Raw genomic sequence first — 26070 nt, forward strand, 5'->3', positions numbered from 1 at the left:
ATCTGATCAGCTGATATCAGCGAGTTCAAGGTAATCAGCGCCATATTCCGAGATATAGTCCTTACGTCCCTGAAGGTCATCACCAAGAAGCATTTCAAAGACTTCGGCAGATCCAGCTATATCTTCAGCAGTAACCTTGATAAGTCGGCGTGTATCAGGATTCATAGTAGTAAGACTCATCATGTCTGGTTCGTTCTCACCGAGACCTTTCGAGCGTTGTATGGTATGCTTTTTATCCCCTATCTCATCGAGTATACGCTGTTTTTCCTGTTCTGTATAAGCAAAATAAGTTTTTTCCTTGGTGTTTATTTCAAAAAGAGGAGATTCAGCTATATACACATATCCTTCACTTATAAGTGTAGGAGTGAGCCTGTAGAGCATGGTTAATATAAGCGTTCTTATCTGGAAACCGTCTACATCGGCATCAGTACATATAACTATTTTGCTCCAGCGGAAGTTTTCGATATTGAAAGTGGAAAGTTCCTTGTTAGCCTTAGTTGTAACTTCAACGCCGCAGCCAAGTACTTTGATAAGATCGGTTATTATCTCGCTTTTGAATATCTTTGCATAATCAGCTTTAAGACAGTTGAGTATCTTTCCTCGTACAGGTATTACAGCCTGGAATTCTGCATCACGGGCAAGCTTTACAGAACCGAGCGCTGAATCACCTTCCACGATATATATCTCACGTCTTGTAACGTCTTTTGTACGGCAGTCAACGAATTTTTCCACCATATTCGCAAGATCGATAGTACCAGTAAGTTTCTTTTTTACATTGAGTCTTACACGTTCAGCATTCTCACGGCTTCTTTTGTTTATAAGGACTTGTTCAGCTATTTTCTGTGCTTCGTCAGGATTCTCTATGAAGTAGATCTCTATCTGATGACGGAGAAATTCAGTCATTGCTTCGCGGATGAACTTGTTCGTTATCGCTTTTTTAGTCTGATTCTCGTATGAGGTCTGGGTAGAGAATGAAGATGATACAAGTACAAGACACTCCTCAACATCATTGTAAGATATCTTTCCTTCGTTTTTCTGGTAGCCGTTATTCTGCTTGATATAGGCATCTATCTGCGCCTGAAATGCACGTTTTACTGCGTCCGCAGGAGAACCGCCGTGTTCAAGAAAGCTGGAATTGTGGTAATACTCTGTACGTTTAACCTTGTTAGAGAATGTAAGTGCAACATCAAGCTTGACCTTATACTCAGGCTTGTCCTCACGGTCGCGTCCCTTTTTCTCTGCTGTCCAGTGCTGAATGCTTGTAAGAGGAGCCTCGCCTGCTATTTCCTCGACGTATTCGGTTATACCGTGTTCGTAGAAGAATTCCTGTTCATTGAATCCACCTGCTTCATTTTCAGAACGGAAAACAAAAAGCAGATTTGGATTGACGACTGCCTGCCTTTTGAGAATATCGCAGAAAAACTCGTCCGTGACATCGATATCTGTAAATACCTCAAGGTCGGGACGCCAGCGTGTTTTGGTACCTGTTTGCTTTTTCTTGCATGGTTCCTTTTTAAGGCCTCCGACATTATCACCTTTTTCAAAGTGAAGATTATACTTGAAACCGTCACGTACTACTTCAACGTCCATATATTCAGATGAAAACTGTGTAGCGCAGAGACCGAGTCCGTTAAGTCCGAGAGAATATTCGTATGAGTCAGCCGAATCATCATACTTACCGCCTGCATAGAGCTCGCAGTAAACAAGTTCCCAGTTATATCGCTGTTCGTTGTTGTTGTAGTCAACGGGACATCCTCTTCCGAAGTCCTCGACCTCGATATCATGGTTGCGGTAATGAGTTATGATTATCTTGTTGCCGTAACCTTCACGCGCTTCATCGATAGAGTTTGAAATAACTTCAAATATAGAGTGCTCGCATCCGTCAAGTCCGTCCGAACCGAATATAACGGCAGGACGCTTTCGTACCTTGTCGGCACCCTTTAGCATGGTTATACTGTCATTACCATAATCTTTTTTCTTTGCCATTTTACAATTACGGAAGAAGTATCCGTATTCTCCTTTCTCATTGGCTGAAATACAGCCTTATTCAAACTATCCTTATTATTGTAACATATTAGTCTGAATTTTGCAAGGAATTTTTTTAAAAATCTTTATATACGCGGAAATGCAGCACCTTTCATGGAAAAGTGCTGCATGTAAGATCATTCAACTGTAACGCTCTTTGCAAGATTTCTCGGCTTGTCAACATCATATCCCTTTGCAACGGATACATAGTAGCCAAGAAGTTGAAGCGGTATTACTGAAAGGCTTCCCGAGAAGTGAGGATCAGTCTGAGGAATGTATACAGTAAAGTCTGCAAGATCCTCTATACTGTAGTTACCGTATGTGGTAAGTCCCATAAGTGAAGCACCGCGGCTCTTGACCTCTACCATGTTGCTTACGGTCTTTTCGTAGAGATCAGGCTGAGTAAGAACTCCGATAACTGTGATGCCTTCTTCAATAAGGCTGATAGGACCGTGCTTGAGCTCGCCTGCTGCATATGCTTCGGAGTGGATATAGCTTATCTCCTTCATCTTAAGGCTGCCTTCAAGCGATATCGCATAGTCAACGCCTCGTCCTATGAAGAATGCATCCTTAGCGCCTGCAAGCTTGTTTGCGTACCACTGGATACGTTCCTTATCTTCAAGTATCTTCTCTATCTTTTCGGGAAGAGTGTATATCTCCTGAATAAGTTCGTCATATTTCTCGTCATTTATCTCCCCTCTTGCCTTTGCAAAGCCTATTGCAAGGAGATATGAAGCTATAAGCTGTGTACTGTAAGCCTTTGTTGTAGCAACCGATATCTCAGGTCCTGCAAGGGTGTAGAACACATTATCAGCTTCACGTGCAATTGAAGAGCCAACAACATTTACTACGCCAAGTGTTTTGATTCCCTTTTCCTTAGCTTCTCTGAGAGCAGCAAGGCTGTCAGCAGTCTCGCCTGACTGACTTATTATGATAACAAGACTGTCTTTTACAAGTGACATTTTCCTGTATCTGAACTCTGATGCAAGCTCGACTCTTACAGGGATAGATGTGAGATCCTCAATAACATACTGAGCAGCCATACCAACATGGTAAGCTGAACCGCAGGCTACAATGTAGATCTGTGATATCTTCTGCATTTCTTCGTCCGTGAGACCAATATCACTGAAATCTATTTTGCCGTCCTTGACAACTGAATTTATAGTATCCTTTACTACCTTTGGCTGTTCGTGTATTTCCTTGAGCATGAAGTGTTCGTAGCCGCCCTTTTCAGCAGCTTCTGCATCCCACTTTATTTCTGTAACGTTCTTCTCAATCTCTTCACGGTCTATGTTGTAGAAAGTTACCTTACCTTTTTCAAGTTTAGCGATCTCTCTGTTGCCGATATAGTACACATTTCTTGTGTATTTGAGTATTGCAGGAACGTCTGAAGCTACATAAGTCTCACCGCCTGTGATTCCTATTATCATAGGACTGTCCTTACGTGCTGTGTAGATCTCACCTGCATAGTCCTTGAACATAACACAAAGAGCGTATGAACCTCTTATTCTAATCATTGCTCTTGCAATTGAGTCTACAGGACCGAGAGCATATTTTTTATAATAGTAGTCTATCAGCTTGACTGCTACCTCAGTATCAGTCTGTGACTTGAACTCGTATCCGCTTTTTACAAGCTTTTCACGGAGTTCCTGATAGTTCTCGATTATACCGTTGTGAACAGCAATAACATTTTCGTCATCGCTTGCATGAGGATGTGCGTTAAGGGTTGAAGGTTCGCCGTGAGTTGCCCAACGGGTATGACCGATTCCGCAGCTTCCTTTAACTGCACTGCCGTCGTTGGTCATTTCTTTAAGAACCTTAAGTTTTCCTTTTGCCTTAACTATTTCTGTTTCGCCTTCGCCGTCACGAACGGCGATTCCTGCTGAGTCGTATCCTCTGTATTCCAGCTTGGAAAGTCCGTCAAGCAGTATCGGAGCTGCCTGATTCGTACCTGTAAAGCCTACTATTCCACACATGATTATGTAACCTCCAGATTATATTTATGTTGTTATGATTTATCATATCAAAGTATAAAGTATATTTTATTATATACTTTTTTATACTGCTTTGTCAACTGTTTATTTGTTAAATTAAAGGAAACAGTTATTTTTTCATCAGGTCTCCGATGTGTATTATGTTTCCGTTATCACTGCCGTTTGAAGAATTATGGTGAGACTGATTATTCGGATGAACAGGATGACTTCCGCTCGAAGTATGTATACCTGCACCTGTCTGAGTCTGAACGTTGTTTGCTCTCGGAGTCTTATCGATACGTTTATTGAGGAATGAATCTTCCTTTACAGACAAGGCAAGGCTTCCTTCCTTTGTGTAGTCAGAAGCGCCTGATTTTTCATGTACAGTGTTGAGCTGAGAACGCATCTTACCTGTTCCTATACCGCCTGAAAGAGCGCCAACCACAGCACTTACAAGTCCTGACGCAGGTGAATTATCATCACTTATAAGCTGATATAAAATGAAGCAGATTATAGCCGCAATAATTGCGATTAAAATGAACCAGCGCAGTGATGCTTTCTTGTCGCTTGGAAGGTCTCCGACGAATTTACCTGTCTGACCGTTCATTGCGAATATGTACTTATTATTATTCCATGTTGTATTGAGTATCCAAACAGGATAAAGCGCATATTTTACACTTCCGTCGGAGAAACGTATATTTTCACCCTGACAGGATACATTGTCATATCCGACTACAGTCCTTGCAAATTCCTGTTCTGTACTATGCTTTATGCGCTTATTGGCACGTTCTATGCTCTGCTTTGAGTCAACGTCATACTTATCTGCAAGATAACCCGAGAGATAAGCAGTCTTGAATTCTACCGCTTCTGCAATATTGAAAGGCTCTATGGACTCCATAAGGTCATCAGGCATTTTTTCCGAACCGTCCACAGGTACTTTTTCAAATCTGATCTTACCTGTACGTCTTGCCTGATAATAAGATCTTTCAGTATAGTCGAACTGCTGATCTGACCATATTCTCACCTTTTCACAGCGGTATAGTATATCAGCGTTGGAATCGGTATCAAAAAGCCATACAGGTACGTATACGCCTTTTATTTCGTCTATATGATTCTCTTCTTTGAATACCTTCGGAAGAAGTCTTTTTCCTTCCATATGCTTCATGAGTGCACTTTTTGCAGCGTTCTTGTCGAGCTTGAAAGGAATTATCATATCAGGTCTTAAGTCACCTGAAAACTGTCCCGACAAAACCACGGGATTGTCGCAGTAGGGACACTTTGTAGCACCTGTTGTCTCATCGGCGATTATCTCGCCGCCGCATGATTTGCAGGAATATACGTTAAAAGAAGCTGCATCACTGTCGCTCCATGAATTATCCGGAGTATCGCTCCAGTTCATGTCATCTTCCTTGCCTGATGTAGCGTTCAGCTGGTCATTATAATCCTGCACAGTCTCCATATCGAATTCAGATTCGCAGAAAGGGCATTTCATTTTCTGTACATCGCTGCTGAATTCCAGCTTACCGCTGCAGCAGGGACATTTATATTCTCTGATCTCGGACATTTCACACCTCGCTTATCAGAAAAAGGCTGACGAGGTAAGACGTCAGCCTGTTCATTATTTACTTTATGACATCTGAATCATTGAAAGGATCGCCGCACTCCGCACAGAACTTAGGAGGATTGAACGGATCCGCAGGCTCCCAGCCGCACTTATCGCACTTGTAAAGAGGAGCACCTGCAGGCTTTGGCTTTCCGCATTCTGCACAAAATCTGCCCTTATTTACTGCTCCGCAGTCGCATGTCCAGCCGTCAGCAGATGCAACGGGCTTGGCCTTGCCGCAGTTAGCACAGAATTTACCTGTATTTGAAGTACCGCAGCTGCATGTCCAGGCACCGGCAGGTGCAGGTTTAGCAGCTCCGCAGTTAGCGCAGAACTTGCCTGTGTTTGAAGTGCCACAGCTGCATGTCCATGAAGCAGAAGAAGCAGCAGCCTTTGCTGCGTTCATCTCAAAGAGGTTGTTTGCGTTGAGTCCGCCTGCCTGCTGAGCCATGCCCATTCCGAAGAAGCCTGTCATAGCACCGCCGGCATTTCCGGCAGCTGTAGTCATAGCCTCAGCCTGAGCGCCGACCATTGTAGCAGCGGCGTTTCCTGCATCCTTATTCCATGCAAGGTCTTCATACTTCTTGATCCTGTCCTCATCTTCCTTGGGGATAGTTACAGAATTGATGCCGACAGTGATAAGCTCGATACCTCTGTGTTCTCTCCACTTAGCTTTGAGAGCCTCATTCATTGCATCGCATATTTCTATTGTGCGTCCGGGAAGCTCATAATACTCTATTCCCTTAGCAGAGAGCTGTGAAAATGCAGGCTGCATGTATGTAAGGAACTCTGTCTTGAGCTGAGCATCGATGTTAGAACGTGTGAACGCACCCGAAACATTTCCGCATACATTTGCATAGAAGAGCATAGGATCAACAATTCTGTATGAATAAGCACCGTTGCAGCGAACGCCTACTGTGAATGTACGTCCTGCCTCAAGGTTCTTTATTGCAAAAGGAACGGGATTCTGTGTTCCGAACTTGTTATCCATTATTTCCTTTGTATTTATGTAGTAAATACGCTGATCGTGACCTGTTGAACCGCCGTATCCGACACGCTCCCACCACTTCTTGAAGCTCTCTTTAAGGCCGACCTTAAGACCATCTGTGAAAACGCTTGGCTCTGTGGACATATCATATGTATATTTTCCCGGAACAGAGCAGATCTCGACAACCTGTCCGTCGTCAACGATTATCATGCACTGACCTTCATTTACAGCGATACCGCTTCCGTCAGTAATGATATTTTCGCTTCCGTGATTATTTGAAGAGAATTTGCTTGTTCTTTTCTGTCCTTTACATACAAGTACATCAGCAGGCATTGCATCACAGTAGAAGTATTCTTTCCACTGATCGGCAAGAACGCTTGCGCCGGATGTAAGCATTGCAGAAATAAGTCCCATAATTAAAACTCCTTTCGTAGCTGCGGCTGGACCTCAGCTATTGAAAAAATTCAACAATTCATGTCTGTATTCAAAATAATACAATATATATTATAACATATCCATATGAAAAATGCACTACTTAAGAGCAATTTTTTTGAAGAAAATAATATATTTTTATATTTTAACTTTATTAATCCCAGTTTTTCCACGTGTCAGGTTCATAACCGATAACCGCTTTTTTACCGTTTCGGACTATAGGAGTTTTCAGGATATGTTGATTTTCAAGCAGTTTTTCTTCCTTATCAGCGTCGGAAAGGTAACGCATCAGAGTAAGCGTTTCAGAATCCTTGGCATTTTCATTTATCATCGCATCGATCCCTCCTACAGATTGCTTTACACTGTTGAATTCACCCTTACTCATGTCTTTTTCCTTAAGATCGATAAACTGATACTTTATTCCTCTTTCCTTGAACCAACGCTCTGCTTTACGTGTTTCACTGCATTTTTTGGTACCGAAGATCTGTATATTCATATTAATCCTCCTGCTTGAATGCTATATCCATGCTCTCAACAGGCTTTTTAAGCTCGAAACGAATGCTGTGAAGATCAAGACCGTTTTGTGCAAAGTACAGACGTATAGCTGTAAAATGAGAGAAAAGCGGAACTTCTTTTGTAATTGCAACCGGCTTTCCACCTGTACCGTTCCAAGTGTATACTCCGCTGGCTGTGCCCATAGCAAATAAGCTTACAGGAAGCTGTGACAGTTCTCCAAGTTTCGAAGAAGCTGTTATGGTTACATCGTAGAATCCGATAGCGTTGACTGTAAGAGCGAAGGCATAGTTAGTGTTCTTTTCGGTCTTTACACCAGAAAGATCAAGTTCGAGTTCGCCGTCCAGGTCATAAAAGACTACAGGTGCATCATCGGTATCAGCATCAGCAGGTCTGTTTATTACTTCAACTTTTTCTTCTTCCCCTGCCATTCTCTTCATTGCGTTAGTACCAAGGAGGAATCGGCATATATTCATTGCGTTCCTCTGTAATTCCGAACGTCTGAGTTCACCGTTTTTCAGTGATTCAAGAGTATTGTCGTCGTTTTTGTCGCCGTCTGCGCAGACCATGTACACATCGTTCTGCGCCATAGCCATTGCCGCAAGGTCAAACTTGTCCGGCTCTCCTCCGCGCCTGTTTATATTTGCCCACCAGTCGGTCATGGTGAAGCCTGTAAATCCCCACTCTCCACGGAGAATAATTGTATTAAGGTCATAATTTCCCGCAGTCCATACTCCGTTGACCTTACCGTATGTGGTCATGATAGAATCAGCATTTCCTTCTTTTACAGCAATCTCAAAGCCCTTAAGGTAGATCTCCCGAAGTGCTCTTTCTGATGCTGCCGTGTCAAGGAAGTGGCGGTTAGTTTCCTGGTTATTGCCGCAGAAATGCTTTATCGTACCTGTGACACCTGAAGAGTGCAGTCCCTGAAGTTCAGCAGCCGCCATCATACCCGTCAGATACGGATCCTCGGAAAAATACTCGAAATTACGTCCATTCAGCGGATGACGATGTATATTCATTCCGGGACCAAGTAAGCAGTCCACCTTATTGGCACACATTTCAGTTCCCATATATCCGAACAGTTCACAGATAAGTTTTTTGTTGAATGTAGAGGCTATCATAGTACCGTTAGGAAGACTGAATGCCTTTGTACCGCAGTCCAGTCTCATACCCGATGGACCGTCTGAACAACATCCGGCAGGTATGCCGAGTTCATTGAGTCTGTCGGTGACACCTCCGAATGCAGAAGCAGTACCTGCTGTGACTCTCGGGCTTCCCATACCTTCACCTCTGATGATGCAGGAAAGTTCCTCGTCTGTAAGCTGAGCGACGAATTCTTCGATAGTATTCTTTTTGTTGTAAACATCTGTAAGACGTATTCCCTTATCGCCTGTAAACGGGATCTCATCCGGAAGTCCGCCGAGACGTCTTGCTGTCTCATCTACCTTGCTGAGAGGCGTATCCTCAAAAATCGGTACCAGTTTTCCGTCCGAAAGCGAGGCTTTGACACGTTTGAAGCTTTCAACGGGAGCAAGGGCCTGGGTACATTTCTGAATGATCTTATCCTCGGAAAGCTCAAATTCAGCGGAGAATACAGCTGATCTTACGTCACTTCCGATATAAAACGAGTATTTACCCTTTTCGAGAAGCCAGCAATAGGATGTTTCACTGTTTTCGCAGTCGTCATATGAAGCGATATAATCGGTATTTACCTCAATGCAAACTGTCTGTGATTCTCCGGGAGCTAACAGCTCGGTCTTTTCAAATCCGCAGAGAACCCTTGAAGGCTTTCCAAGTCTGCCCTGAGGAGCTTCACAGTAAATCTGGACAACTTCCTTACCGCTGTACTTGCCGGTATTTGTAACTTTGACTTTAAATTCAGCGATATTTCCGTTCATGACGAAATCGGTCATATTCATTTCAAAAGAAGTGTATGAAAGACCAAATCCGAACGGGAAGCGGACTTTATCCTTACAGAAGGTCTCGAACCACCTGTAGCCTGTATATATATCTTCGGTATAGTAATTTACATTCTTGTTGCCGAAGTAAGGATCTGAAGGGTAGTCCTTGACATTATAAGCTATAGTATCAGGCATCTTTCCGCAGGGAGTAATTTCTCCTGTAAGAACTGCGGCAGTACCTGTTCCGCCTGTCATTCCGCCCTGCCATACATAAAGGAGAGCATCAGGAGAAATTTCATCTATAAAACTGATATCAATAAGTCCTCCTACATTTAGAAGCACTATCATACTGTCAAATTCAGCCCTTACTTTACGCAGCATGTCGGTTTCTTCATCCGTAAGAAGGAAGGAACCTGCTTCGAGTCGGGCATCCATTTCTTCGCCTGCTGTTCTGCCGATGATGACTATAGCCTTGCTGCATCTCTGCGCTGCACTGCGCACCAGTTCCGCATCGAGTGGCATTTCTTTTTGTGACCACGGCTCTCCGCCCCAGCCGTTGCCGACGTCAAACGGATTTTCTTCATCCCATTTCATATAAGTATCCAGCAGTTCACGATCGATATCAACGCCTGCATCGATCAGTCCGTCGACTATATTGACTACCTTCGATACGTTGACCATTCCGCCCGAACCTGTACCACTTTTGTAGTAGTGGAGCTGTATTCGTCCGAAAACCGCTGTTTTATCAGTTTTGCTAAGAGGAAGAACGTTATTGTCATTTTTCAGCATGACAATTCCCTCTGCAACGGTCTGAGCTGCGATCTCTGTATATTTGTTCCAATCAAGTACTTTTTTCATAGCAATACCTCTTTTCGGTTATGTTATAAGATAATTATAGCAAATTTCACGAAAAAATCAATAGTTCGGGCAAAAAAACAGAACCGAAAAACGGTTCTGCGATAAATAAATTAAATTGAAACAGTCAGACGTTCAAGGGTGAAGCCTTCATTCCAGCATTTATAATATACATTCATGCATTTTCTGAATTGATTGAAGATCTTCTCCGCTTTATCTTTATTACTGTAAACTTTCCAGAAGCCTGTAGCTTGGCATTCTCGCTTTTCTATGAAGCCTATAACATCCTCAGGCGGATATCCTAAGAATATGCCTATTTCATGCGGAAATTCTTCCGATTCTTCTATTCGGTTGATAAGGTCTGATAAACATTTGCTTATATCTCCGCAATGATATCCGCATCTTCTAAGGACTTTGTCCGCTTTCACATCTGAAAGGTCTGCTTCAAGTCTAGAAGGACGAAAAATATAGATAAGTGCTTTTCCGTTGCTGTATCTAAGTGGTACGACTCTTATTCCCTTTGTGGCAAATCTCTTGTTAAATGCTGTTACGTCATTTTTGAGTGCAGCTTCATTTTCGTATGAACATGCGAACATGTTTGCTGTTTTAAGTCCTGCAAGTGTCGGCGAACAATGCCTTATTACAAGCTCCTCAGGCATTATCAGTTCCTCCCTGTGTGAGTTTCGAGTATGCTTTTCAGAGCTGAAGCTGAGCTTGAATGTGAACGCTCAACCTTAGTCTGCATACCTTTTGTCTCGTTTATGGCACATCTTGCCATTTTATGAGACATCGTTCCCGTAAAGAGAACAAGCAGATCAGGATTTCCGATCTGTTTCTTAAGGTCTGTCTTCATGTGTGTGAATACTTTTGCGCTGCATTTGTACTGCTGACAGATCTCTTTGTATTTTCTGATCATACAGTCATTGCCGCCTACTATAACTACGCTCATAATTTCTCCTTTAAGGATATGGGTGATAAGATCTTATTAAGTTAGTAACAACTAACCTATGTTTCAATTATACAGGATAAGCCATCTTATGTCAACTTAAATTAAAATCATGTAAATTAATTGTGTGAAGTGTTGGTAAACCATTTGCAAAATCAGTATAAAAATATTAAATATGCACACTTATTTTGCTTTCGAGCGTTGTACAAGGCTAACTATTGAGCTATATTCACTAAATTACTTTTTCATATTCCGAATTATTTTTATCTCATGCGATGTTTTTTTGACTTTACTTTATTTTTTAGTGATGATATAATAAGTATATAGATCGTTTATATTTGTTAGTTAAGGATAAATTATTCTTAGGAGATGAAATAATTGAGATCAATATTTAAAAAGTATTCTTTACTTATGTGGCTGATATCATTGTCAGCTGTTTTATCTTCCTGCGGCATGGAGCCTGTTCCTTCAGCTGAACCAAGCAGTATGACCGTTGCAAGCGACAGTGTTACAAATGCGGCTGTTGAGGAAACTACAGCTGAATCTACAGAATCAGCCAGAGAATCTTCTTCCACTGATAAAAATGAAGAGGAAGAAAAGACAGAGTCGGCTTCTACGACAACAACTTCACAAAAGAAAACAGACAAGAAAATCCCGCTCAGTTTTTATGAGACTGAATTAAAAGTCGGCGAAACTCAGATGCCTATTGTTGATGATGAGATCAAGGAGATATGGACAAGTTCCGACAATGATGTAGCCTCTGTTGATGAATTCGGCAATATAACTGCAAAGGCAGAGGGAAAATGTACCATTACAGTTGCAGATGCGGACAATAAGGATTATTGTGCAGAGATCAATGTTACTGTAGTTCCTCAGCCGGGATTGACTTACATTGACGGTATTCTTATCGCAAATAAGACATATAGTCTCCCGTCGGACTACAATCCGGGCGGACTTACTCCCGAAACAAACGCTGCTTTTGAAAAGCTTGTTCAGGGCGCTGCCAATGACGGACTTGATATTTACCTGTCATCAGGATTCAGATCTTACAGCCTTCAGCAGCAGATCTATAATCAGTATTGCTATGACTACGGACAGGCTCAGGCTGATACCTTTTCCGCACGTCCGGGACACTCAGAGCATCAGACAGGTATGGCTATAGATGTCAATATCATCGATGACAGCTTTGCAGGCACTCCTGAGGCTATATGGATAGAAAACCACTGCTTCGAGTATGGTTTCATACTCAGATACCCAAAGGGTAAAGAGGATATCACAGGTTATAAGTATGAACCGTGGCACATCCGCTATCTTGGTGTCGATACCGCAAAGGCAGTTCATGACAGCGGACTTACCTTAGAAGAATATCTTGGGATAGATTCTAAGTATTCTGAATAATATATAAACGCCGCAGTTGATCTGCGGTGTTTTTACGCACGATCCTATTATGAACGGAGAGAAAACATGAAAAACAATTCGTCAGACCTCACTGAAGGTCCTCTGCTAAAAAATATAATCCTTTACAGCATTCCTATTATCCTGACTGGTATTCTTCAGCTTCTTTTCAATGCTGCTGACCTGGTAGTTGTCGGACGTTATTGTGGAAGTATCTCAGTTGGTGCTGTCGGAAGCACGGGTGCTGTTATAAACTTACTGGTAAATCTGTTTATCGGACTCTCAGTTGGTGCAGGCGTAACTGTCGCCCACGGAATCGGTTCGGGCAGAAGTGACGACGTACATAAGACTGTACATACAGCTATCCCTACCGCTGTTGCAGGCGGTGCGATACTTATGGTCATAGGACTTCTTTTCTCACATTCTATACTCGCCCTTATGAAGACTCCTGACAACGTTATCGACCTTGCTACCGTATATATGCGTATCTATTTCTGCGGAATGATACAAAGTACGGTATACAATTTCGGAGCTGCTATCCTCCGTGCAGCAGGCGATACGAAAAGTCCGCTCTTCTTCCTTACCGCTGCCGGAGTTATAAACATTATACTGAACCTGATTTTCGTTATCTGCCTGAATATGGACGTTGCAGGCGTTGCTCTCGCAACCTCTATATCACAGACAGTTTCTGCTGTACTGGTTGTCAGGGAACTGATGAAGCGAACTGACAACTGCAAACTTGAACTGAAGAAGATGAAGATATACAAACGTCAGCTTCTAAGGATTATACAGATAGGTATTCCGGCTGGAATACAGGGAGCGCTCTTCTCTATATCAAATGTAATCATTCAGTCATCTGTCAATTCTTTTGGTTCAGTTGCTATTTCCGGAAATGCAGCAGCTCAGAATATCGAGGGATTTGTGTACATCTCAATGAATTCTATAAGTCAGACCGCTCTGAACTTTGCAGGTCAGAACCACGGGGCGCGTAATTTTGACCGTATCCGCAAGATCATGAAGATATGCATATCACTCGTCTTCTGTACAGGACTCGTGCTTGGTGTTACTGCTTATATCTTCGGACGTCCACTTCTCGGTATTTACATAACCGACTCGGACGAAGCGATAAAGATAGGTCTTGTAAGAATGGCGTACATCTGTATCCCTTATTTCCTCTGTGGCCTTATGGATGTGGCTACGGGACTTCTCCGAGGTATCGGATATTCCGTAATGCCTATGATAATCACCGTCGCAGGTGTTGTAGGCATAAGGATCACATGGATATATACGGTTTTCAGAATGGAAGCTTATCACTCGCTGAAAAGTCTTTATCTCTCATACACTATCTCTTGGAGCATTACTTTCCTCATAGAAATCGTTACTTTTATTATTCTTCTGAAGAAAATGAGTAATTCGGACAAAAATACCGTTTCAACCTGAAATACTGCTTTACAGCTCCCCTGCGGAGCTGTTTTTGTGTCATTTTTACTTCCTGTGCATATTATATACCATAAACGCTAAGGAGGTTCACTATGGATGGTGTTCTTATAACTGCGGCTGTTGTTCTTGCGGTGATAGCTCTCATAGAAATAGTTACTCTGTTTTTCAGACTTCCGTATAAAGGTTCCGATCCGCCTTATATAACACTTCTTCCCGTATTTAAGGAAGATAAAGATTTTTCTCTTAGGCTTGACCGCCTTGCTGCACGTTCCTGCGGAAGATCTGATGTGTATATCGTTATATTCTCCGCTGACAGCGAACAGCTTGAACTGATAAACGCCTATTCCAGGGATAATCCCGACTCTGTCATTATTTTCCATGAAGAACTTGAAAAAATATTGTCGAAAACATTTGCAATTGAGAGATAAATATAGTATAATATAAAAGAATGGTCATTTAATACGAAAGGAGGACTCCCGATGAGCGAAGAGACGCTGCATATAGAAGGTACGGTAGAGGATGTTATGTTCAAGAATGAATCAAATGGCTATATCGTACTCGATCTCGACGCAGGCGGAGAACTCATAACTGTTGTGGGTGAGCTCGGAGATATTGAAGTCGGAGAAGGTCTGATACTTGAAGGCAAATATGTCAGCCATCAGAAGTTCGGAACTCAGTTCAAAGCAGAATACTGCGAAAGAAAGCTTCCCGACACTGTGATCAATATCGAGAAATATCTTGCAAGCGGTGCTATAAAGGGAATTGGTCCGGGACTCGCCAAAAAGATAGTGAGCGTTTTCGGAAGCTCTACCCTTGATATCATAGAACATGAACCTATCAGGCTGAGTGAAGTAAAGGGCATTTCTGTGAATAAGTGCGAGGAGATAGCCAATGAAGCTAAGAAAATATTTTCGCTTCGTGTGATAATGTCCTTCCTCTCTCAGTATGATATAAAATCAAAAGTAGCGATGGATACTTACCGCAAATACGGTGCTGATGCTATGGAACTTATCCAACTGAATCCGTATATTCTGTGCGGTGATCTTATAGAACTTGATTTCCGTAAAGCCGATGAAATAGCTCATGATCTTCATATAAGCCGCAATGCGGATAAACGTGTCATTGCAGGTATGCAATACATAATCAAGGCAAACGCTTCACTTGGACATTCCTGTCTCCCTCTTGATGCACTTCTGTCCAAAACAACTGTAGCACTTAATGTCAGTGACAAGGAATTCTTTTCCTCCTACAATGCTGCTCTCGAAGATAACGAACTTTTTGAGTACGTAAAGCATGACAGGGAATATGTATATCTCCCCGATTATTACTATGCAGAAAGCTTCATTGCTGACCGCATCCACATTCTTAAAGATTTCTCGTCTCCTGTAGACTTCGACTACGATCAGCTCATTGATATTGAAGAAGAGGAGCATAATATACACTACGAAACCTTACAGCGTCAGGCGATAACTTCCGCTATTTCACGCGGACTTATGATACTAACAGGCGGTCCGGGTACAGGTAAGACAACTACGCTCAATGCTATTATCTCCATATTTGAAAAACGCGGGGACAAGGTACTGCTTGCCGCCCCTACGGGACGTGCCGCAAAACGTATGTCCGACCTTACTGGCTACGAAGCCAAAACGATACATCGTCTCCTTGAAGTTGTCTATGATGCAGGCGGACATACTGTGTTCGCTCACAACGAGAACAATCCTCTTGACTGCGATGTTCTTGTGATCGACGAGATGTCAATGGTGGATGTCATTCTTTTCGAGAAACTGCTTCGTGCATTAAGGCTTGGCTGCAAACTGATAATGGTCGGCGACAGCGATCAGCTTCCATCAGTCGGTGCCGGAAATCTCCTGAGAGATCTTGTTGAAAGCAAGACAGTAACTGTTATAAAACTCAAAGAGATATTCCGTCAGGCTCAGCAGAGCTGTATCGTTACCAACGCACACAGGATAGTTTCAGGTGAATTTCCTGACCTTACACGCAAGGACAGCGATTTCTTCTTTTTCAAGCGCGAGGACTACGCTCAGGCAGTAAAACTGATAGTTGATCTGAATAAGACGAGGCTTCCGAAAGCGTACAATTACTCCCCTACCGATGATATCCAGATACTTACCCCGTCCCGTAAAGGAACAGTCGGTACTATCGAGCTCAACAAGGTCCTTCAGAATGAACTGAATCCGCCGTCCGACAGCAAGCCCGAACAGAAAGGTTTTATATATACCTACCGTACAGGCGATAAAGTAATGCAGACGAGGAACAATTACGATATCACATGGAACCGTGACGGCGAACAGGGTGCAGGTATATTTAACGGTGATATCGGCAAGATAACAAGCATCGACCGCTCTGCAATGATAGCAGTTATAGATTTCGACGGCAGGATCGCACGTTATCCTTTTGATATGCTTTCACAGGTCGAACTTGCCTACGCTATCACAGTACATAAAAGTCAGGGCTGCGAGTTTGAAGCTGTCATAATGCCTGTTATGGGCGGATTTGAAAAACTAAGCTACAGAAATCTTCTCTATACCGCAGTTACAAGAGCAAAAAAACTTATGATACTTATTGGTTCGGAAGAAAAAATAAACAGAATGGTTACCAATAACAGGCGTACAAGAAGGTATACCTGTCTTATGAGCATGCTGAGAGAAGCTTGCGGTATAGATGACAATAAACATCTTCAGGAAAAATTCAAGGATATGTGATCGTATCTTATAAAAGAAAGGATTATATTATGGCAAATACAGATATCGGAATAGATTTAGGTACTTCAAATATCGTTATGACCATGGGAACCAAAGGCGTTGTACTCAGTGAGCCTTCGGTCATTGCTTATAATACCCGTACAGAACGTGTTCTTGCAGTCGGCAAGGAAGCCTACGAGATGATAGGAAGGAACCCCGATTACATAGCTGTTGCACGTCCTATAAGCGAGGGCGTTATTTCAGATGATGACCTTACCCACAGTATGATCCGTGAATTCATACTAAAAGTTACGGGACATCAGCTCATAAAGCCGAGAATAATAATCTGCGTTCCATCATTTATTACGGATATCGAAAGCCGTGCTGTTGTAGAAGCCGCTAAAAGTGCCGGTTCACGCCAGGTATATCTGATACAGGAGCCTATTGCTGCTATGATCGGCGCAGGCGTTAACATAACCAAGGCCAAGGGACACATGATCGTTGATATCGGCGGCGGTACTACCGATGTTGCTATCGTTTCTATGAACGGTGTTGTTACTTCTCATACTATAAAAGTCGCAGGCAACTCCATAGACCGTTCGATAATCAAGTATATGCAGAACAAGTACAAGCTCCTTATTGGTGAGATAACCGCAGAAAAGGTCAAGATAGAGCTTTGCAATCTCTATGATCCGAGCGATGAGATAACTTATACTGTAAAGGGAAGAAGTTTACTTAAGGGACTCCCCTCTCAGGTACAACTCAGTGAAAATGAATTGTTTCAGGCTATAGAGGATGATACTTTCGCTATCATGGAGGCTATCCGAAAGGTACTTGAAGATGCTCCTCCCGAGCTTGTTGGAGATATTTACGATAACGGTCTTCTTATGACAGGCGGCGGCGCACTTCTTGGCGGACTTACTCAGCTTATCAAGCGTACACTCGGCATAAACTGCAATATTGCAAAGGATTCTATCAATTGCGTGGCAAAGGGTACAGGTATGGCATTCGGTAAGATGACTACCCTTCTTGACGGATTCGAGACTGCAACGGTATATAAATACAGATAACGATTATTCTCCCTGTTTTCCAGGGAGAATTTTTTATTTGTGCAAATCGAACAAACTTTCCGCAGAACTGTTGTTCTTCCAACTGCTGTGTGATATAATATATGTAGAATATATGTTCGGTGGTGATTATATGTCCGATAGTTTACGTTCGTTTATTGCTATAGACCTTAAGTCTTTCTATGCCTCCGTGGAGTGTACAGATCATGGCTACGATCCGCTTACTACCAACCTTGTAGTAGCTGATCCTTCTCGTACTGATAAGACTATATGCCTTGCCGTTTCTCCTGCACTGAAATCATTCGGTATTCCGGGACGCCCCCGCCTTTTCGAGGTAATACAGAAAGTCGCACAGGTAAATGCGCTCAGGAGAAATAAAGCTCCCTATCACAGATTCCAAGGATCTTCCTGTATTTCTACAAAACTTTTGTCTGATCCTTCACTTGAACTTAATTATATCGTAGCTCCTCCGAGAATGGCAAGGTATCTTGAGGTCAGTTCCCGTATATACAATATTTACCTTAGACATATTTCTCCCGATGATATACACGTCTATTCCATAGATGAAGTATTTATCGATGCAACAGAATACCTTAAAACTTACAGAATAACTGCTCATGAGCTTGCTATGATGCTGATAAGGGAAGTGCTTAAAGAAACGGGTATAACCGCTACTGCAGGTATCGGTACTAATATGTATCTGTGCAAGATAGCTATGGATATAGTGGCAAAGCATATGCCTGCGGATAAGGATGGAGTTCGTATTGCAGAACTTGATGAACGTTCATACAGGGAAAAACTGTGGGATCACCGTCCACTGACTGATTTCTGGAGGCTTGGACGAGGATATGCTGAAAAACTCGAAAAATATGGTATATATACCATGGGAGATATCGCAAGATGTTCTTTGGGACGAAAATACGATATTCTTAATGAGGACCTTCTGTATAAGCTGTTCGGAGTCAATGCGGAACTGCTTATCGATCACGCATGGGGTTGGGAAAACTGTCTTATCAGTGACATAAAACAATACAAACCCGAGAGCAGCAGTCTGAGTTCGGGACAGGTACTTAAATGTCCATACAGCTTCCATAAAAGCCGCATCGTTATCCGTGAAATGGCTGATGCACTTGCGCTCGATATGGTAGAAAATAAACTCGTCGCAGATCAGATAGTCATAACAGTCGGTTACGATACCGCAAGTCTGAATACGGGAATAGAATATAAAGGTGATATCGAAACGGACTATTATGGCAGAAAGATCCCCAAAACTGCTCACGGTTCGATAAATCTCGGAGAGTATACCTCATGTTCCAATCTTATGATAAATGCTGTTACTGAGTTTTTTGACAGAATAGTTGATCCCGAACTGATGATACGAAGGATGTATGTAGTCGCAAATCACGTAATACGTGAACAGGATATCCCCGAAGCTGAACCAATCCAGCTGGACTTTTTTACGGATATCATCGAAAAGCAGCGTGAAATCGTACTTCACAGAGAAAAATCCTTAAAGGAAAACAGCCTTCAGAAGGCGATAATAAATATAAAAAACAGATACGGAAAAAACGCTTTGCTTAAAGGCATGAACTTTGAACAGGGTGCTACCGCGATCGAAAGGAACGCTCAGATAGGCGGACATCTTGCGTGATATCCATATTATTCTACATATAAGGTTACTATTTTTGGTATTATTAACAACTATGTCCTGAAATGTTGCAATTATCGTTAAAATGCAGTATAATTATTAAGTTGTAAAAAATAATCAAGAAGGTAATAATATGGAGAAAAAGAATAATCAGCTTGGTACAGAATCAGTATCAAAGCTAATGATCAGGTTTTCGATACCGAGTATCATCGGTATGCTGGTCAGTGCATTGTATAATATTGTGGATCAGGTGTTTATCGGACAATGCGTCGGTACAAACGGAAACGCGGCTACTACTATAGCCTTTCCTTTTACTACTGCATGTATGTCACTCGCACTTCTGTTCGGTATAGGCGGAGCTTCATGCTTTAACCTGACAATGGGACGAGGCGACAAAAAAAGAGCAGGTTACTTTGCGGCTAACGCTATAACTATGCTGATACTCAGCGGTGCTGTTGTATCTGTTATAACACTGCTTTTCCTGACTCCCCTGCTGAATTTCTTCGGAGCAGACTCGGATTCTCTCCCGTACGCACAGGAGTATGTCCGTATAACCGCAATAGGATTCCCGTTTCTTATTCTGACGACCGGCGGAGGTCATATTGTACGTGCGGACGGAAGTCCTAATATGACTATGGCATGTAACCTTACAGGCGCAGTAATAAATACGGTTCTTGATGCGATATTCGTAAAATTCATGGGTTTGGGCATGACAGGTGCCGCAGCTGCTACAGTCATAGGACAGGTCGTATCGGCTATAATGGTAATAGTTTATATGCGCGGTTTCAAGACTGTTCCCCTCACGCTCGGACACTACAAGCCGCAGTTTTCCGCAGTTAAAAGAGTTGCTTCCATTGGAATGGCTTCATGCTTTAATCAGCTTGCAATAGCTATAGTTCAGATAGTTATGAACAATTCGCTCAATCATTACGGGGCACTTTCGATATATGGTGCTTCCGAAGCTAAAGCTTGTTCGGGAATAGCACTTAAAGTAAATATGATAGTATTCTCGATAGTTATCGGTCTCGCTCAGGGTACTCAGCCGATAGAGAGCTATAACTATGGCGCTAAACAGTATGACAGAGTCAGAAAAGCTTACCGTCTTGCAGTATGTGCAGGTATGGCAGTTTCACTCGCAGCATTTGCAGCATTTCAGTTATTCCCGAAGCAGATATTCGCTTTATTCGGCTCAGGAAGTGATACTTACCTTGAGCTGGGCGTTAAATTCTTCAGAATATTCCTTTTCTTCACATGGATAAACTGTCTCCAGCCTATAACATCAACTTTCTTTACCTCTATAGGCAAGCCGATAAAAGGTGTTTTCCTTTCATTGACAAGACAGATACTGTTCTTCATCCCGTTTCTTCTTATCCTGCCGCTGTATTTCGGTATCAACGGAATAATATATACAGGTCCTATCGCAGATGTACTGTCCGCTATAGTGGCTATATCAATGGCAGCTTATGAGTTCAGAAAAATAAAAAAGCTTGAATCACAAGAAAAATCATCAGTAAAGGAGTAGTATAATGCTTCAGGATATTCATCCACATAATCTCGATATTGCCTATTCGGCTGACTATCATCCCGACGAAACAAGTATAATTATGCACTATAAAAACGGTAAGGTGCTTGCTTGCACTGATAATGAACATCCATTCCTGTTTTATTCTCAGATAGAAAAACCGCAGAAATGCGTATATCTCTTTTCTGTAGATGATACAAAGTACTTTCTTGCCGAAGATGAGGACGTTATTGCTCCGGGAGGTTATATCTATCAGGATATCAAAAAGCTCCGTCACAAGGAAGGTATGCTAAAGGTCAACATAATGGTCATGTTCACTTCTTATCACCTGTGGAGCTGGTATACAAATAACAAGATATGCGGATACTGCGGAGGTAAAACAGTCACAGACTATAATGAACGTGCCCTGTTCTGTAAGAATTGCTGTCGAGTTATATATCCTCGCATAAATCCTGCAGTTATAGTGGGAGTAATAAACGGCGATAAGCTTCTTGTAACAAGATACGCTAAGAACCGTGGTGTGTCTTACGATGCACTTGTTGCCGGCTTTACCGAAATAGGAGAGACATTTGAGCAGACTGTAGCTCGTGAAGTCCATGAAGAAGTTGGACTTAAGGTAAAGAACATCAGATACTACAAATCCCAGCCATGGGGATATTCAGGAGGTATACTTGCAGGTTTTTACTGTGATCTGGATGAAAGCGAAGAGATCACAATTGACAAAACTGAACTTAGCTGCGCTGAATGGAGAACTCGTGACGAAATAACAGGTCAGCCTGATGATCTGAGTCTCACTAATGAAATGATGATGAATTTCAAGAACAACATGAAATGAAAAATTTTCAGATATAAAAAGGGAAGAAACTGCTTAAGTTTCTTCCCTTTTACTTTTCAGATATTCACTGTGATTCGTCAGATGTCATGCGATTGAAGCGTCCTGTTTCATCTGTAAGGAGCTTAAAATTATTGGCAACTTCTTTAACTTCCGCTTCTTCACTTAAAAAAGCCTCTACAACAAGCGGATCAAAATGTTTTCCAGAACCTTCCCTGATAATTTTCATTGCTTCGTCAAAAGTAAAAGGATCTTTGTAGCTTCGCTTTGAAACAAGTGCATCAAAAACATCAGCAACTGCCATAACTCTTGCGGAAAGAGGAATATCTTCACCTGAGAGTCCATAAGGATAACCTGTGCCGTTCCATTTTTCATGGTGATACGCCGCAAGATTCCGGGCTTCTGAAAGATATCCGGAATTCGGAACAAGTGAAATCGCCTGAGAGATGATGTTATGTCCTGCCGTAGTATGCTTCTTCATTATCTCGAACTCTTCATCAGTCAGCTTTCCGGGTTTATTAAGTATAGCATCAGGGACCTGTATTTTTCCAATATCATGAAGAGGAGCTGAATGAACTACATCCGATATGAACTGATCTGTAAGTTCATCGTTATAATATCCCTTCTTACGAAGTGAATTCAATATTATCTCTGTATAACGGGCTGTTTTACGTACATGAGCTCCTGTATTCTCGTCGCGGCTCTCAACTATATCAGCAAGAACTATGATCAGTGCATTCTGCATCTGAGCAAGTTCCTGAGTCTTTTTCTGAACATCCGCAACGTACTTCATACTGTCATCCGACGTCTTTGCAATAGCGTGATAAAGATTTTCAACTTCATCACCTGTGTGTATTTTCAGATCATGAATACGTTCAATACTGTTTACACGGGCATTTTCACTGTCATAGGCAAAAGTACCGGTACTTAAAGCGATTGAATTAACAGGAAGTACTATGTGATACTCAACGAGCCATCTTACAAATACGAAAATAAGTATGAAGAACCCAAGGAAGAGTGAAAGCATCTCAACAAAGAATTTTCTCTCAATAGAACCGATCATGTCCATTGATACATCAGCGGCTGCATAGCATACACAGTTTCCGCTTTTATCCAGAACAGGCTTGTATACTGTTAGAAGCCATCCGAACTGATCGTTTGATATTATAGGATCTATTTCCTTGCCTTCGAGCAGATCTGGGACTAATGGAATGAAAGTTTTATCAAATGAAAGCAATTCACCGTGCTCAGAACCCATATCTTCTCCGTTATCCACATCGAAAACAACCCGACAGCCTTCCTTTTCTATTTTGTAGACATAAAGATACTTTATATCAGTTGAACTCTCTCTTATCCTTGTGAGAATCTTTTCAGTTTCGATATATCCTTCCGAAGACTCGCCGTTTTTTATGTATTCATCGACCATTTCTGTATCGATAGTACTTGCCGCAATATTGGCTGCTCCTTCTGCTATTTTGATATGGTCCTTAATAAGAGCGTTACGATAAAGCTTCATACTTATGCCTGTAGCAGCAACAGAAACAGCTATAAGAGAAATACTGAGTGCAAGCATTATCTTTGTTCTCAGCGATATAACTCTGAAATTCGTCTTTTTAGCTGCTTCGGAGTCTTCTTCGGAAAGCGGAGTCTGCATCCATCCGATAAACCGGCAGCTTCTCTTTAAGGATCCGGGAATAATACGAAGGATTATCAATGCCATGATAACTGAGATAGTCTTATCTAACAGGTCAACAAGAACATTGGAAATAATCAGAGCAGTCCGCTCATTCATTATTCCCGTATCATACAGCATGGATTGAAGAATTCCGCTGTCATTCGGTACATCATCAAGATAAATAGGTATAAACGAACCTATTCCGCCACCGATAAGTGCGAAAACGATGATCGCTGCAATTGTTTTGAGAGGCTTCTTGAAGAATCCTTTTTTTGTTAAATATGAAGCTGTTACGGAAATAAGTACATTCAGAACACCGTAATACAATGCCGAAGTATCCGATATACTTTTAAATATATTAGTCGAAAAACCGACTATAACGCCCGGAAGAAATCCGCCGATTATCGATGCTACGATGGTTCCGACTGTATCGAGATAAAGAGGTGCTCCGCTTTTCTCAGCGATAGTTCCGAAAAAAAGATTAAGAAAAATGCCGATCAGGCACATCAAAGCAGTTATAAGATTCCTCTTTTTTACAGAAAGTATATTATTAGTATTAGAATCACTCATTTGTTTTCCCTCATTAACTGACATTACTATATGTTATATGTCTGTTTATATATTTCTTTATTACATTATAACTCTTAGCTTTCAGTAATTCATCAATTATTTGTTAAAAATGCAAAGAGAATTAAAAAAGTATATAATATACAATAAATTTCCAAACTAATAAAAATCACCAGATTACTGTATTTGATTAAAAAAACAGCCTGACAAGTATCTCCTTTAGAATCGGAGTTCAAACCTGTCAGGCTGAAATATTATTATCGCTTATTTAAGGAACCCGTTGATTATCTGCTCTTCAGCTTCAGCTTCGGTAAGTCCGAGAGTCATCAGTTTTGTAAGCTGTTCTCCGGCGATCTTTCCGATTGCCGCCTCGTGAACAAGTGCAGCGTCTATGTTATTGGCTTCCAGTGAAGGCACTGCAAGTATTCTTCCGTTATCCATAATTATAGAATCACACTCTGTATGTCCGCTGCATGCTGCGCTACCAACAATACACAGATCAAGCTTCTGATAAGAGTTGTCTCTTGCTACTGAACGTGAAACAATGTCTGCACTCGAACCGTCCCCGTTAAGTTCAACCTTATATGTACTGAAAGCTTTCTGCTGACCGTGAGTCATAAGTCTCTCACGTATAATAAGCTTTGCATCTTCTTTAAGTTCGGCAATGGTGGAACGATCAGTAGAATCTACTCCCTTAATCTGTACCATTTCCATTTCCATTGTGCTTCCGCAATCCATATGAACTTCTGTAACAGGATCAAGGATACGTTTTCCGCTTCCGTCGCCTGAGCCATAGTGTTTTTCTACGTATCTGATGCGGGAATTCTTGCCGATGAAGAATCTGTGTATACCGTTGTGCTGCGAATCCTGATTTCCACAGTTGTCAATTCCGCATCCAGCAACAATCAATACGTCACAATCGTCCTCAACAAAGAAATCGTTGTATACCGTTTCCTTGATACCACTTTCACTGAGAACCACGGGGATATGTACGCTTTCGTTCTTTGTGCCCTTCTTTATGGTAATATCGATACCATTTCCCTCTGGCTTGGACTGGATATCAATATTTGCAGTAGTGTTTCTGCCTATGGACTGACCGTTTGCTCGAAGGTTATATGCGCCTTCCGGAACATCATGAAGATCAGCAACTTCCTGGAGCAGTCTCTTCTGTACAGCATCTATTTCTTTCATTTCAGAACCCTCCCTTAAGACAGCTTTTTACAGAGATCAGAAGCATATTGCGTTCCGATTATTTCAGGAAGTATCTTTTCCTTTGTTCCCTGCTTTATTATCTTACCGTCAGCAAGAACAATTATCTCGTCTGCAATATTGAGTATACGCTCCTGATGAGAGATAACTATTATAGTTCTGTTGCTGTCAGATGACTGCATCTTCTCGAAGATGCGTATGAGGTTATTGAAGCTCCAGAGGTCGATACCTGCCTCGGGTTCATCGAATATGGCAAGCTTTACATTTCTTGCGAGTATGGTTGCGATTTCGATTCTTTTGAGTTCTCCGCCTGAAAGCGAAGCATTGACCTCACGCTTTATATAGTCCTTTGCACAAAGTCCGACTTCTGAAAGATACTCGCAGCCCTCTGAGAGCGAAAGACTTTTTCCTGCGGCAATATTGAGCAGATCAAATACAGTTAGTCCTTTGAATCTTACAGGCTGCTGAAATGCAAAACCTATACCAAGCCTTGCACGTTCGGTAATATTCATATTTGTGATATCTGTACCGTCAAAAATGATATTTCCGCCTGTAACGTTTTCGATTCCCGCGATCAACTTGGCAATGGTGGATTTACCTCCACCGTTAGGACCTGTGATTACTATGAATTTATTATCATCAAATTTAAGACTTATATCATTTATTATATCAACAGTTTTGCCTTCGTTTTCAGCACTGAATGATAAGTTTTTGATTTCAAGCATTATAAAACTCCTCTCTTGCTTTATACTTCTATAATTATACACTTATGTA

The 26070-nt window shown here is 41.8% G+C and carries 19 protein-coding genes; 8 read left to right on the forward strand and 11 right to left on the reverse strand.

Annotated elements, in window-relative coordinates; genetic code table 11:
- Positions 1-6: 6 nt before the first annotated feature.
- The 8 genes from BT127_RS06720 to BT127_RS06755 all read right to left on the reverse strand — a co-directional run bounded on the left by BT127_RS06720 (position 7) and on the right by BT127_RS06755 (position 11242).
- Positions 7-1986 carry a toprim domain-containing protein gene (locus tag BT127_RS06720; RefSeq protein ID WP_075424264.1) on the reverse strand — a complete coding sequence of 660 codons (1980 nt, stop codon included), beginning with the start codon at positions 1984-1986 and terminating at the stop codon, positions 7-9.
- Positions 1987-2162: 176 nt separating this feature from the next.
- Positions 2163-4001 (reverse strand): glutamine--fructose-6-phosphate transaminase (isomerizing), encoded by a 1839-nt coding sequence (gene glmS, locus BT127_RS06725; RefSeq protein WP_075424265.1) that lies wholly within the window; start codon positions 3999-4001, stop codon positions 2163-2165.
- A gap of 127 nt (positions 4002-4128) precedes the next feature.
- On the reverse strand, positions 4129-5562 hold the full coding sequence (locus BT127_RS06730; protein ID WP_075424266.1) for a TFIIB-type zinc ribbon-containing protein: 1434 nt from the start codon (positions 5560-5562) through the stop codon (positions 4129-4131).
- A 58-nt stretch (positions 5563-5620) separates the two neighbouring features.
- Positions 5621-7003, reverse strand: coding sequence for an SPFH domain-containing protein (locus BT127_RS06735; RefSeq protein ID WP_075424267.1), 1383 nt, complete (start codon positions 7001-7003; stop codon positions 5621-5623).
- Positions 7004-7175: 172 nt separating this feature from the next.
- Positions 7176-7517 carry an arsenate reductase family protein gene (locus BT127_RS06740; RefSeq protein WP_075424268.1) on the reverse strand — a complete coding sequence of 114 codons (342 nt, stop codon included), beginning with the start codon at positions 7515-7517 and terminating at the stop codon, positions 7176-7178.
- 1 nt (position 7518) lies between these two features.
- Positions 7519-10296 carry a beta-glucosidase gene (locus tag BT127_RS06745; RefSeq protein WP_075424269.1) on the reverse strand — a complete coding sequence of 926 codons (2778 nt, stop codon included), beginning with the start codon at positions 10294-10296 and terminating at the stop codon, positions 7519-7521.
- Positions 10297-10406: 110 nt separating this feature from the next.
- Positions 10407-10952 (reverse strand): DUF3793 family protein, encoded by a 546-nt coding sequence (locus BT127_RS06750; protein ID WP_075424270.1) that lies wholly within the window; start codon positions 10950-10952, stop codon positions 10407-10409.
- Between the two features lie 2 nt (positions 10953-10954).
- The gene (locus BT127_RS06755; protein WP_075424271.1) at positions 10955-11242 is read right to left on the reverse strand and encodes a DUF2325 domain-containing protein; all 288 of its coding nucleotides are present in this window, start codon (positions 11240-11242) and stop codon (positions 10955-10957) included.
- Positions 11243-11617: 375 nt separating this feature from the next.
- Between BT127_RS06755 and BT127_RS06760 the strand changes: the two genes are divergently transcribed.
- The 8 genes from BT127_RS06760 to nudC all read left to right on the forward strand — a co-directional run bounded on the left by BT127_RS06760 (position 11618) and on the right by nudC (position 21848).
- Entirely contained in the window at positions 11618-12637 is a 1020-nt protein-coding gene (locus tag BT127_RS06760) for a D-alanyl-D-alanine carboxypeptidase family protein (protein WP_075424272.1), read from the forward strand.
- 66 nt (positions 12638-12703) lie between these two features.
- Entirely contained in the window at positions 12704-14074 is a 1371-nt protein-coding gene (locus tag BT127_RS06765) for an MATE family efflux transporter (protein WP_075424273.1), read from the forward strand.
- A 92-nt stretch (positions 14075-14166) separates the two neighbouring features.
- Positions 14167-14502 carry a hypothetical protein gene (locus BT127_RS06770; protein ID WP_075424274.1) on the forward strand — a complete coding sequence of 112 codons (336 nt, stop codon included), beginning with the start codon at positions 14167-14169 and terminating at the stop codon, positions 14500-14502.
- Positions 14503-14553: 51 nt separating this feature from the next.
- Positions 14554-16797 (forward strand): SF1B family DNA helicase RecD2, encoded by a 2244-nt coding sequence (gene recD2, locus BT127_RS06775; RefSeq protein WP_075424275.1) that lies wholly within the window; start codon positions 14554-14556, stop codon positions 16795-16797.
- A gap of 29 nt (positions 16798-16826) precedes the next feature.
- On the forward strand, positions 16827-17846 hold the full coding sequence (locus tag BT127_RS06780; protein ID WP_075424276.1) for a rod shape-determining protein: 1020 nt from the start codon (positions 16827-16829) through the stop codon (positions 17844-17846).
- A 130-nt stretch (positions 17847-17976) separates the two neighbouring features.
- Positions 17977-19494: a Y-family DNA polymerase gene (locus BT127_RS06785; protein ID WP_075424410.1), complete on the forward strand. Its 1518-nt coding sequence runs from the start codon at positions 17977-17979 to the stop codon at positions 19492-19494.
- Positions 19495-19624: 130 nt separating this feature from the next.
- Positions 19625-21013 carry an MATE family efflux transporter gene (locus BT127_RS06790; RefSeq protein ID WP_075424277.1) on the forward strand — a complete coding sequence of 463 codons (1389 nt, stop codon included), beginning with the start codon at positions 19625-19627 and terminating at the stop codon, positions 21011-21013.
- Positions 21014-21017: 4 nt separating this feature from the next.
- Complete coding sequence (nudC, locus tag BT127_RS06795) at positions 21018-21848, forward strand: NAD(+) diphosphatase (RefSeq protein ID WP_075424278.1); 831 nt, start codon at positions 21018-21020, stop codon at positions 21846-21848.
- A 64-nt stretch (positions 21849-21912) separates the two neighbouring features.
- On the opposite strand, the gene BT127_RS06800 is transcribed toward nudC, so the two are convergent.
- From BT127_RS06800 to BT127_RS06810, 3 genes are all read right to left on the reverse strand, one after another.
- Positions 21913-24090: an HD domain-containing phosphohydrolase gene (locus tag BT127_RS06800; RefSeq protein ID WP_075424279.1), complete on the reverse strand. Its 2178-nt coding sequence runs from the start codon at positions 24088-24090 to the stop codon at positions 21913-21915.
- Positions 24091-24351: 261 nt separating this feature from the next.
- Positions 24352-25278, reverse strand: a complete 927-nt coding sequence (locus BT127_RS06805) for a SufB/SufD family protein (protein ID WP_075424280.1) — start codon at positions 25276-25278, stop codon at positions 24352-24354.
- A gap of 14 nt (positions 25279-25292) precedes the next feature.
- Positions 25293-26021, reverse strand: a complete 729-nt coding sequence (locus BT127_RS06810; protein WP_075424281.1) for an ABC transporter ATP-binding protein — start codon at positions 26019-26021, stop codon at positions 25293-25295.
- Positions 26022-26070 lie beyond the last annotated feature (49 nt).

This window comes from Ruminococcus sp. XPD3002, from assembly GCA_900119535.1.
GTDB classification, from domain to species: domain Bacteria; phylum Bacillota; class Clostridia; order Oscillospirales; family Ruminococcaceae; genus Ruminococcus; species Ruminococcus flavefaciens_H.